Annotated in this window: 8 protein-coding genes and 1 tRNA gene; 4 read left to right on the top strand and 5 right to left on the bottom strand. The window is 48.3% G+C overall.

Annotated elements, in window-relative coordinates; translation table 11 throughout:
- Positions 1-179: 179 nt before the first annotated feature.
- Both J2I46_RS22095 and J2I46_RS22100 read right to left on the bottom strand, forming a co-directional pair.
- The gene (locus J2I46_RS22095; protein ID WP_207331242.1) at positions 180-1,667 is read right to left on the bottom strand and encodes an LptF/LptG family permease; all 1,488 of its coding nucleotides are present in this window, start codon (positions 1,665-1,667) and stop codon (positions 180-182) included.
- A 162-nt stretch (positions 1,668-1,829) separates the two neighbouring features.
- The gene (locus J2I46_RS22100) at positions 1,830-2,222 is read right to left on the bottom strand and encodes an START-like domain-containing protein (RefSeq protein ID WP_207331243.1); all 393 of its coding nucleotides are present in this window, start codon (positions 2,220-2,222) and stop codon (positions 1,830-1,832) included.
- 194 nt (positions 2,223-2,416) lie between these two features.
- Here J2I46_RS22100 and J2I46_RS22105 point away from each other — a divergent pair.
- A tRNA-Met gene (locus J2I46_RS22105) sits at positions 2,417-2,490 on the top strand.
- Between the two features lie 841 nt (positions 2,491-3,331).
- Entirely contained in the window at positions 3,332-4,579 is a 1,248-nt protein-coding gene (locus tag J2I46_RS22110) for a hypothetical protein (protein WP_229379885.1), read from the top strand.
- Between the two features lie 47 nt (positions 4,580-4,626).
- Here the strand turns inward: J2I46_RS22110 and J2I46_RS22115 are convergent, their stop codons facing one another.
- From J2I46_RS22115 to J2I46_RS22125, 3 genes are all read right to left on the bottom strand, one after another.
- Entirely contained in the window at positions 4,627-6,369 is a 1,743-nt protein-coding gene (locus J2I46_RS22115) for a beta strand repeat-containing protein (protein ID WP_229379886.1), read from the bottom strand.
- 656 nt (positions 6,370-7,025) lie between these two features.
- A complete protein-coding gene (locus J2I46_RS22120) occupies positions 7,026-7,292 on the bottom strand; it encodes a hypothetical protein (RefSeq protein WP_207331244.1) in 267 nt (88 codons plus the stop codon).
- An 805-nt stretch (positions 7,293-8,097) separates the two neighbouring features.
- On the bottom strand, positions 8,098-8,307 hold the full coding sequence (locus J2I46_RS22125) for a hypothetical protein (RefSeq protein WP_207331245.1): 210 nt from the start codon (positions 8,305-8,307) through the stop codon (positions 8,098-8,100).
- Between the two features lie 241 nt (positions 8,308-8,548).
- On the opposite strand from J2I46_RS22125, the gene J2I46_RS22130 reads away from it, so the two are divergent.
- Both J2I46_RS22130 and J2I46_RS22135 read left to right on the top strand, forming a co-directional pair.
- On the top strand, positions 8,549-10,054 hold the full coding sequence (locus J2I46_RS22130) for an autotransporter outer membrane beta-barrel domain-containing protein (protein WP_229379887.1): 1,506 nt from the start codon (positions 8,549-8,551) through the stop codon (positions 10,052-10,054).
- Positions 10,055-11,064: 1,010 nt separating this feature from the next.
- On the top strand, positions 11,065-11,472 hold the full coding sequence (locus J2I46_RS22135; RefSeq protein ID WP_207331246.1) for a transposase: 408 nt from the start codon (positions 11,065-11,067) through the stop codon (positions 11,470-11,472).
- Positions 11,473-11,593 lie beyond the last annotated feature (121 nt).

Here is an 11,593-nt window from a genome sequence, read left to right on the forward strand (position 1 = left end):
GCTTGTCTGTTAAAAAGTAACACTAGGCGTAAAAAAACCAACCCAATAACAAATAACTGGTTATCAGTAAGTTGGTTTATTCAGTAAACGATTGGGGATTGCGGGTTATAGCCATCGCAACCCAGCTGTCAGGTACGTTGTTACGCCCCCAGGCCGACGCGAGCGGGGCTTCGCGGGCGCTAACTGACAGGAACTGACAAAGGCTGTTTATCTTTTCCGAACCGTGCTTTGAGTCGGTTCCAGGCAATCAGATACGCATCTTTATCAAACAGGCGCGAGTCGAGCCGAGCTTGCCGAAGGAGATAGAGCCCGACCGGCAGCAAGACTATATTAGCCATCCAGGCACCCAGCACAACTGGCCAGGCACCATCTTTGGCGAATTTGTCGCCAAGTAGCGTAAGCACATACAAGACAATGAAGAAGATAATCGATACCAGCACGGGTAAGCCAAACCCCCCTTTCCGAATGATGGCCCCCAACGGTGCACCAATCAAAAACATGATGAATACCGATACCGACTGGGTGAACTTGTGATGACTTTCCAACTCGTACGCATACGAACTTTTCTCTTTTTCGGCCAGATACAGGATGTTTGATTGCACATAAGACAGCATATTCTGCGCCTGCGACAGGGCAAGTTGCTCAACCTCAACCGGGTTGGATGTATGAAGCGGGCGAGCCAGCACCGTATCGATCCACTTTCCCTCTGTTACCTTTTTATCTTTCACAACAGCCTCATCCTTAAATTGATACGTATAGTAGTTTCGTGATGAACCGGCCACAGTCAAGCTTGCTCTGGTGGCATCTTTCTTCAATGAATCGGCGATAGTTGTCAACTCCGTCAGCGTTTTCATGTAGGGATGATATTCAAACTGCTGCTCATCGGTCCTGTGCAGACCAAATGATTCCAGACTGATTACCAGCTTATAGTGTTTGAAGCCATTCCGCATGAACTGCGTTGTTTTGACAGTACCACTTCCCGTGTAGGATACGGCCGATCGTCCATCGTTATATTCCTGATAATCGTTACCGTTGGTAAGCTCAAACACTAGATAGGAGCGGCTGGGATCCGTGTACATCCGTCCCGACTTTGCCAGAATGATTTCGCGGTTACCCGATTCTATACCCGACGAACTGTTCTTGTAGATAACCAGATTGGTCAGCGAGTCGCCCTGCTTCTTATCTACTTTGATACTGTATCCGGGCAGGTCGTTATAAAAAATTCCTTCTTTGAGGTTCAGCGCAGCTTTCGCCGTTTTGATATCATACAGTAGACTGTAGGCTTTCAGATTGGCCCATGGCGCCACATTATTATTGAACCAGAAGGAAAAACCCATGAACAGCACAGCCAGTACCAACAAGGGCCGTAAGGCACGGGTCAGTGAAATGCCCGCGCTTTTCATGGCTGTCAACTCAAAGAATTCACCCAGATTACCGAACGTCATCAGCGATGAGAGCAGCACCGCAAGCGGCAGGGCGGTCGGTACGGTCAGAACGGCAAAAAAGTACAGCAGGCGCCCGAAGGTGACGAGTGTGATGTCTTTTGAAACAAATTCCTCAATATACAGCATCAGCAGTCGCATCAGGAAGATGAAGATAACGACGGCTAATGTCAGGAAGAACGGTCCGAAGAACGACTTCAGAACAAGTTTGTCAATTTTTTTCACGTGTAACGAATAGTGGCCCTTACCAAATGAGCAGAGTTGCCCCAATCAATGTAACGCAGGCTACACAGTTCATTGTTCACTACCCATTTCTGATTATAGATTTTTAACTGCCAATAGCCAGGCTCGGTGCCTGTTTGGCTGGTGTGTTGTTGGCTACCTACCTCAGGAGCCAACAATTTCTTTCAGTTTGTGCACCATTCCGTCCCACATATCCTGCAGGTCTTCTTCATCGGTGTTGGTCGAGTAGTCGGTAATGCGCAGGTACGTTGCCTGAGTGAGTTCACTAACGTCGACCCGAAAATCGACATAATTACTATCGTGCCCATTTTCGCCCGTATTCAGAAACTCGAAACGAACGCTTTTATTTTGACGTAGCGATGTTTGTTTAGCCGGGTGACTCTCGTCGTCCCAGATGAAATCGAATTTATGTTCAGGCAGGGTATTTACCTTGGCGGCAAACCACTGCGATAGACCTGAGGCGCTACTGATGTAGGGGAAAAGCACTTTTGGAGAGGCCCGAAGCTCATATTCGGTCACAAATTTAAATTTCTCCATGAGGGTGACAGACTTAAAACGTGATACTGATTTTCTTTTCGATAGGCTCTCGATCAGCCGTTTACCACGAAAAACAGGCGGACTATCAGACGGTGATCGACAAGGTTTCGGCAAGGTAACGTAAAATATATACCAAATACAAGGCGCACCCCGTTGTCTCAAAAAAGATTTTCCGTACTTTTGCAGAACAATTCGGCGGGGTAGCTCAGATGGTTAGAGCGTAGGATTCATAACCCTAAGGTCGGCAGTTCGATCCTGCTCCCCGCTATACTAAGAACGCCCAACTATCTGCTTGTCAGACGGTTGGGCGTTATTCATTTACAATAGTGTACGGATTGGTGTACGGTGTAGGCGACAGATTAGTCAAACAATCAGCTTGGAATCTGCACTGACTAAATATCTGGATTGCTAGTCAACTCACTATTTCTCTCGAAATAGTGAGCCCCTACTCCAACTAGCAGGGCCTCAAAACGATATAAAAGCAAGCGATAGCCCTTGTTCGGAGTAAATTTTTTCCAGATAATCTTCACTGTTCGTACCATTCGTACCTATACGGAAGTACGAAGTGGTACGAGAAATACGATAGGTACGAGCAAGTACGGATTAGGTACGAGTGGGTAGACTCACTAATTACTACCACTAAACAAATGCTTAGCTTATCGAAGTCCATGCTATGGGCAACAATCAAGACACAGAATGCCACCAACATCTAAGGCGATGCGCTGATAAAACGACGAAAGATATTTTTATTGGGCTATGTCGGGGTATTTCAAACCACCGCCCCTATTGGCCGTCGGGAATGAATTGTGCTTTCACGCTCTTAAAGCCAATCTATAGCCACAATCCAAGAAAAGGCATTACACTCGTTGCCCTCCATTATTTGCGTAGGAGCGTATAATTATTTAGGTCACCTGCCCTTTGTTAAAACAAATTGTTGCCAACTTTACTGGGCAGCCCAGTAGATCCGCCTTCTTACTAGGGCCTGATTTTTTTATAACTATCTAATAAGACATATGCCGTTTTTTTACTGCTTGATGCTTTCTGTCGGCCTATTGGTCGTGACAACCGATGCTTTACAGGCACAAGATAATATGGTGATTGCTGGGCCAATGTCCGCTACTCCTGGCGCTGCCAATACTTTTATCGCTTCGCAACCTAATTCGGGTAATACTGGTACAGCAAATACATTTATTGGCCGTGGCGCAGGAACACTCAACTATGGGTCCAATAATACATACGTTGGTTACATTGCTGGGTTGCGCACCACTGGAAGCAACAATACGTATATGGGCTTCTGGGCGGGCTATTCACTAAATGGTGAGCATAACGTCGTTATTGGTCGATATGCTGGCTGTGGCGGTGGACTATTTTCCGACTTATCACGGTCAAAGGGTTCTTACAACGTGTATCTGGGGTCATCGGCAGGTTACGGGGGCTATCCTGATGGTACCAATCACAACGTTGTGGTTGGCGACTCGGCGGGCTACAATAATGCAACCAGTGGAAGTGTCTTTGTCGGTAGCAAATCGGGCTACACTAATCGTATTGGCCGGGTCAATACCTATTTAGGTTTTCAATCGGGCTATAGTGCTGTAGCTGATTCCAATACGTTCGTAGGCTACCAGTCTGGCTATGCGACCACTACCGGCAGGGGGAACACTTTTATTGGCACAGCATCAGGGCGGAGCAATAGTGGTGGTAGCCATAATACGTTTGTAGGCAATGGAGCCGGACCAGCCGGCAGCAACTCTGATGACAATGTGTACATCGGCTACAATACGGAACAACGTGACACCGACGCGCTGGCCACTAATCTGCATAACTCAACAGCGATCGGTTCAGGCTCTAAAGTGGCAATCAGTAATGCCTTAGTGCTGGGTAATAACGTCAATGTGGGCATAGGTACCTCAGCCCCTGCCACACGGTTAGAAGTAGTTAGTTCCCTAGACAATACCAGCGGCCTGCGCTTGAGTCATCTGACGGCCAACAGCCAGAGCACCCACAGTACAGATCAGTTTCTGACAGTGAACGATCAAGGCGACATCATCAAGGCTCGCTATCAGCTACGGATCAACAAGGCCAGCGAGTGGAGCGATAGGGTATTTGCGCCATCCTACCAGCTTCGGTCCCTGGAATCAGTAGAAAGATATGTGCGGGATCAGGGTCACCTGCCAGGTGTTCCTTCGGCCGACGAGGTAATGAAAGAAGGCGTCGACCTGGCGAAGATAAATGCCCTGTTGCTTGAGAAAGTGGAGGAGCTAACCCTGTATTTACTTCAGCAAAAGAGGGAGTTGATGCAGCAACAGAAACGGATTGACCAGTTAGAAGGGATGGTCAATAGTGTAGCCAAACCCTAGCGTACTACTTGTTGCAATTACATTCAGAATTGTAGCGACTAAAATCTTTATCGCTTTTCTAGTAGCTGTTGCACCATTCGCTCTAATTTGTCAATCCTGGCCCTTAGCGTTTGATTAGTAAGTTGCTGCTGTTGTAATTCTTGCTGATGCTTCTGCTCTGACAACTGCCCCGCCTTTTCCAACTGAATACTGTAGAGTGTCAACTCCTCAATCTTCTCCAGAAGCTTGGTGTCGGTTTGATGTAAGTCGTTGCCCCGTTCCACCATCTCCTGAGCCGATGGCACGCCCGGCAAATGTTGATGAAGGGTAATATAGCTAGCCACCTCCGCCAGCGGTTGAAGCTGGTAGGTGGGGGCGAAGACCTTATCCGACCACTCCGAGGTGTTCTTCACCGCTACCTTGACCCTCTCGGTCAGGATACCTTTGCTCACAAACAGGTTGTAATCCAACGGCAGTTTGTCAATGCCCTGCCCAATCACGACTCCGCCTGCATTCGCATTGTGCAGGTACTCTCCGCTCGTTGACCAGAGTTCATTAGCTCCAATCCGTCCTGAGCCACTCGTGCCCAGGATGACATTGCCGTTAGCGTCAACCGTTAAGAACTTGCTCTGTCCTCCAGCGGCAGGAGAGGCACTGGTGAGGTTCTCCAGCCGTAAACCCGACTGATCGGCTGTATTACTGGTGAGGTGGAGCTTAGCAGTAGGGGCCGTATTGCCAATGCCTACGTTAGCACCACTGCCCAAAATCAGGCTATTGGAGGCCGTCACTTTGGCATTGTTGCCTATGGCCGTGGCATTACTCAAACTACCTGCCCCTGCATCGGCCCGAAAACCGAGGAAGGTGTTGTTGATACCCGACTGATTAGTCTTACCGGCCTCAAAACCGATGGCCAGGTTGTTATCCCCGTTTACCCCCCTACCGTTGCCAGCATTGGCCCCGATATAGATGTTGAAGCCCCCGGATGTGTTGCCCCCTCCGGCGTTATCGCCTAGAAAGTAGTTGCCTGTACCCGTGGTATTAGAGGCCCCCGAGTTGGTGCCGAAGAAGTAGTTGGAAGAGCCCGTGGTGTTGGCCTGACCTGCCTGCACACCAATGAAGGAATTGTATTGACCGGAGGTGTTACTAAATCCCGCCTTGTAACCCAGGAAGGTGTTAGCCGAAGAGGTAGTGGCGAAACCGGCCTGATATCCTAGGAACGTGTTTTGACCACCTGTGCTGTTGGAATAGCCCGCCCAAAATCCTGTGAACACGTTGGCGTAACCCGTCGTGTTGTTTTGACCCGCACTATTTCCTGTGAACACGTTGTAGTTCCCCGTCGTGTTAGAATAACCCGCACTATAACCAGTGAACACGTTGGCGTAACCCGTCGTGTTGAAATAGCCTGCCTGATATCCACTGAACACATTTTGACTACCCGTCGTGTTAAAATAGCCCGCATGAGACCCTATGAACACGTTGACGGCACCTGTGGTGTTGGAGTTGCCCGCACCATAACCAGTGAACACATTGGCGATACCCGTGGTATTGGAATAGCCCGCATTAGCGCCAATAAAGGCATTCCACCTCCCGTTAGTAGTGAGATTGCCTGCACCATAACCTACAAAAGTATTAGCTTCGCCTGTTAAGCTATTTGAGCCTGCTAAAGGGCCTACCAGGGTGTTGTAGGTACCCGGTGTGTTGGCATTGACCGTGTTGGCCACGTAGTTGGTCTGAGCCTGACTGAGCAAGGGTAAGGAGAAGACAGCCCATAGAATAAGAACTTGTTGAGACAAGAAAGTAGAATGTTTCATATGTGTTAAAGAAAAAAATGAGTGGAAGTGGAAAAGGGGTTGTTTGTATCAATAGTGAATATGGCCGTAAAAATAAATGCACAGGCTAGCAAGAGCAGTTAGGTTACAAGTATACAGCAGATCAGGTATTACAACGTATATTATCTTTCAATACAATCCCTTCCAGATTTAGTCTATTGATTCGCACGCTACTCTCCAATAACCTATCTCGAAAATTGAAGCTAGTTGGCCAACAGCAGTTGGGTATCAACCTGCCAACGGCAACACCCGCAACAAGTGCCCCGGTTGCTGCCTAGTTCCAGAAAAGGCAACCTGCCAAAGTGCTACCCTTGTTAGATACCCTGGCCATGCTGGCACTGATTCGGCAAACCCCTAAAGGAACCTACGCACTATGAGCAGGGGAGAAGAAATATTTGACACGATACAAGACCATAAGTATGACCATGCTGTAGGGTCAGAAGAATGGATATATGCACAAACCCTCGGTACTGCCCGTATGGTCGTATGGTCAAACCCAGACAGACTATACAGGTTATTGGAAGAAGCAGAACGAACGGGAAAACGTATCAAACTAGTGGAGGACTTAACGGTGTTGGGTAGTCCCTATGACGTTATACTGATATGATGTTGCGAGGTTGCAAGAATGATGCAGTACGTTACTGGTTAACTTCATAGGGCGTTCCATTCCAATAGTCGAGTGCGGCCCGTTGGTTAGTCGTTAGCCGCAAGGTGTCAGCTACGTCAAACAGTGTAGGGTTTCGATTAATCTTGTTGATGTTGCGCCGTAGATTGTTGCGCTGGTTACTGTCCTTATTCCTGACGTTGTGCGCTGTGCGGCTATACTCATCCTCTTTCGAGCCTTTGACATATTCGCGGTGTTGGCTGGTGAGCGTCAGCAGCAGATCGTCGTTGTTACGTAGCATTGTCGCAGATACAAACCGTTGGCCCGCACGTGGCTGTTTGATAACCGCACCCGTAACCGGACAGACTACCGCCCCCGGCGTGGGTTCGCCCGGTGTGGTGATGCCCGGCGCGGGTGGTTGGTCTTGTATACCCTCGTCACAAAGTACCTCGGACCGCTTGTGAATCAATAAGTCACAATCTGGTGACAAATAGTTGGCAGATGACAGCGGCGCTAACTTTGTTATCGATTTACTATGCCAGTCCGTTTCATTCCATTGATGACGGTTTGAGCGGTGGTGCGGCAATAGTAACGCTCGGTTGTGAGAACCGTCTTATGGCCAAGTATCCGACTCACTTCGGTCATGTTCAATTCACCCTCTAGAAATACGGATGAAGATGTTTTCCTTCCGGTCTTGATGGTCATGTGATACTCAAACCCAATAGCGGGGGCCCTTCACCGTCATTAGTAATAATGTCGCGTGAAGATAGAATGCTGTTGAGTATAGGAAAGGTGATTGATCTTTAGATCAATCCCTTGCAGTTATTGGCAGACAGCCAATAAAAAACCGAAGCGGTTGGAGCCAGCTTCGGTGTGCTTTGTAAAATTCAAATCCAGTCCAGCGGATGAGCAAGCAGTACGCTTGCCCAGAGATTACAAAGTGCAAACTTAACAGGTCTGCAGAGATTTTGTTAACGGCTTCTTGGGTTAGAGTCAGCTGCCTCAGTTTAAAATAAGCTGGCGAGCCTAATTACCAATGACCATGGCCAGAAATGGTAAACCGGGAGGCGGCCGAGTTGGTGCCGTACGTGAACGCTCTCAGACGTTCACGTACGGCACCACTTAGCAACGGGTACAAAACCTCGATCAGATAAATTGATCTCGTAGAGATAAGACTGCGCCTCCTCCTCTTTTTGCTGCTCTTCAAGTGCTAATCGAGCCCTTGTCTCGTAGGCTATATACTCTTGCCACTGCTGCTCATAAAATTGATCAGACTGGCTGTCTTGATTGCCCTGCTCACTGGAAACTCGTGCCATACATTTACAACTGCTACAGGCGAAGTGCGACTTGAAATAAGCTCCCTAAAGTGAGCCAGGTGTAGACTCTTGGATGGGTTCGGCTCGATTATACCGGTTAGCCTCGTAGAAGGTGCGAATGATGCATAGTACCAGCGGCTCTTGCATCCAGCGCCCTCATATTACCACTATTGTTAATCTCTAGCCTGCTCTGTATCTTGCTGACGGTGAACATTTACTCAACCTTTTTAACTTTTGCTTCATGACCCGTTTCTATCAAACCACATTGATCGGTGGATGGCTATTATTCTTTTCAGGGGCAGTAATGGCTCAAAACCTAGTCATAAATGGTCCCCAATCGGCAACACCTGGCTATTTGAATACGCTTGTTGGCCCCAGTGCGGGTGCGGCTTTAATCAGAGATAATCCCAGCAGTAGTATTGAAAACACCTTTATCGGGGCCGCTGCTGGACAAAATTTCACAAACGGCTCGGGAAGTACGTTCGTCGGCAACTCGGCGGGGGGGAGTGGTAACGGGGGCGCCAATACATTTGTTGGCTTCGCAGCTGGCTCAGTCAACAACGCTACGAATAACTCGTTTTTTGGTTATCAGGCGGGCACGGCCAACACGACAGGAACCTCTAATCTGTTTATGGGCTTTCAAGCCGGAGGACAGAACACCACTGGTACGGGTAACACATTCCTTGGTTTTCGGGCCGGAGGTTCTAACACCACCGGACGGTACAACACTTTCATGGGTGTACAGTCAGGTCTGAATAACACAACTGGCAGTTCTAACTTCATTATGGGTACCAATGCGGGCTTAGTCAACCGCACAGGCTCCGGAAACTTCTTTCTAGGTGATAACACAGGTAGTCGGAATGAGACTGGCAGCTATAATGTTTACTTAGGTACCAACGCTGGTGCTGGTGGTGGCAGTAACAACTTAGCCATCGGTTTCGGCAGCGGTGGCGGATTAGAGTCAGGTAACAACAACTTGTTCCTTGGCTTCGCATCCAGTGCTGGTGCACCAACGCTCTCCAACGCTGCAGCTATTGGCAACTACGCCCAAGTAAATGTATCTAATGCTATGGTGTTGGGGAACGGCATCAACGTAGGCATTGGCAACTCGGCTCCTACCGCCCGGCTACATCTGACATCAGGCGTAGCCGGACAATCGGGACTACGGCTTGAGAATCTAACGACCAGTTCGATCGCGTCGGTGCTTAATCGGACTAAGTTTCTAACCGTTGATTCAGTCGGCAACGTAATCCTGGGGAGTACAACGAACGGTGGCCGAGAATCGGCGGCCGAGAGTTTGTGGCATCGTGTGGGTGACTTGCTGCAAAGCCTGAACGGCGAATCGGTGGTCATAGGCAAGGGGGTCCACGAAACGCCGACAGGCTACAAACTCTTTGTTGAAGAGGGGGTCTTAACGGAGAAGGTCAAGGTCGCCGTTAAGAATACGAGTGACTGGAGCGATCATGTTTTTGCGTCCGGTTACCAGCTCATGGCTTTAGCGGAGGTTGATCAGTTTGTAAAAGTCAACGGGCATTTGCCGGGCATACCGTCAGCCGCGCAAATGGTTGAGCAGGGTAACAACCTGCATAAGACGGATGCCAAGTTATTAGAAAAGATTGAGGAGTTGACTTTGTACAGTATTCAGTTAGAAAAGGCTGATCAAGCTAAGCAACAGGAATTGAAACGGTTAAAGGCTGATATGGATGAACTGAAGCAATTAGTGAAACAGCTTCTAGAAAAAAGATGAGTTTACGGCCGCAGCAGTAGTTGAGCTTATATACCACTCATGTAGAGGCTCTTGAGCTCATTACTAAATAAGCCAAAGCTTTTAAAAAGTATACATAGTTTGTGTAGCATTTCAATTTCCATATCAGCTACAGCTTACAATTGTTTTGATATTATTCAAAACGACTAGGTGACCTACCGACAAAACTGACAAAAGTCAAATTAGCCTTTCCAGGCGGCTTTACGACTGTCTTACAAAGGCTCGGTATGGCAATCAGATAGTGATAGATTATTAGCCCAAATGTGGACAGCTCGCCCAGAATCTGAGCAGGCTGTCCACATTTGGCATATTACAATACTATTGTCCTTCGAGCACCTTTATAGCTCGTAAGTATTTAAGCACCTCCCGTTTGAGTTGGCGTCAAAAGTGGCAAAAAGCCAGCAACGCCAAATCTATTGGTCACTTGCTAATATGTCCCTTAATTGCATGTGGAAAGCTAAAGAGCTATTAGGCGCTTATATGACCATTGAGAAGTTAATAAACTGGATTACACCCCTGATCCTAGGCGCTTTAGTGGGTCTCTACGAGATTCTGCATGGCTTGTACTACACGCTTTACGGAACACCCGACCAACAGCGAGACTATCCACTTGAGATTGTGCTAGGGCTGCCCATCATGATTGGATGTCTGGGGGCACACTGGTTGATTCGACGTCTCGCGCATTCGAATACGCGCACCATCTGGTTGATTGAGTCGATCCTGGTGGGACTGGTTATCTACGGTCTTTATTGGTCTTAACCGTGTAAATTTTGCCTGACCTATTGCTTAAATAGAGTCTGTTGGTAGCATATGCTTCGACTCAACATAGAAAAGTCACGTTTAATCAATACTAATTGGGTCACAGATAGACTTTTACCCAATATGTCTTTTGGGAGCTACACACCAAAAGACATATAAATGAATAACTGGACTTGCTACATTTGACTGGAGAGAGTTTTTAGGCACATTTGGGGCCAAACCAGAAGGTACCCATGAAAAAAAAGCGTGTATTCGACCGCACCGGCGGACCGGAGGCGTTTAGGAGAATGGCCCGCACCGGCGGACCGGTTAAGTTATCCCATGCAAAAGGCTCGGTTCAGGAGGCTGCTCGCGAGTTAGGCATCGATTCAAGCCGAATCACTAAGTGGCGTCAAAACCACAAGAATTTCAGTCAATTAGCAACCCCGGCCGTTGGATTGAGCGAGGAACAGAAGCTGATCAAACGACTGCAGAAAGAGCTTAAAGAGGCTCAGCTTGAGCGCGACATACCCCAGCAGTCGGCATCTTCTCCAGGGGAGACCGCAGCGGCGGACCGGGGAAACTTTCCGATTTATAGCGGAACACGCCAATCAGTTTCCCACGGTCCGCCGCTGCGGTTGAGAAGATGTGCAAAGTGCTGAAGGCCAGTAGCAGTGGCTACTATTATTGGCGCAAGCACCCAGTCGGTGCCAGGCAGTCAAAACAAACTCAGTTGCTGGACGATATTCGAAGGGTACACACCCAGAGTCAATATCGATATGG

The sequence above is a fragment of the Fibrella forsythiae genome (assembly GCF_017353175.1).
Lineage (GTDB): Bacteria > Bacteroidota > Bacteroidia > Cytophagales > Spirosomataceae > Fibrella > Fibrella forsythiae.

Coding starts and splice junctions, on each gene's coding strand:
- J2I46_RS22100 (WP_207331243.1), bottom strand. CDS start 2,222: ATGGAGAAATTTAAATTTGTGACCGAATATGAGCTTCGGGCCTCTCCA.
- J2I46_RS22110 (WP_229379885.1), top strand. CDS start 3,332: ATGTCCGCTACTCCTGGCGCTGCCAATACTTTTATCGCTTCGCAACCT.
- J2I46_RS22115 (WP_229379886.1), bottom strand. CDS start 6,369: ATGAAACATTCTACTTTCTTGTCTCAACAAGTTCTTATTCTATGGGCT.
- J2I46_RS22120 (WP_207331244.1), bottom strand. CDS start 7,292: ATGCTACGTAACAACGACGATCTGCTGCTGACGCTCACCAGCCAACAC.
- J2I46_RS22125 (WP_207331245.1), bottom strand. CDS start 8,307: ATGGCACGAGTTTCCAGTGAGCAGGGCAATCAAGACAGCCAGTCTGAT.
- J2I46_RS22130 (WP_229379887.1), top strand. CDS start 8,549: ATGACCCGTTTCTATCAAACCACATTGATCGGTGGATGGCTATTATTC.
- J2I46_RS22135 (WP_207331246.1), top strand. CDS start 11,065: ATGAAAAAAAAGCGTGTATTCGACCGCACCGGCGGACCGGAGGCGTTT.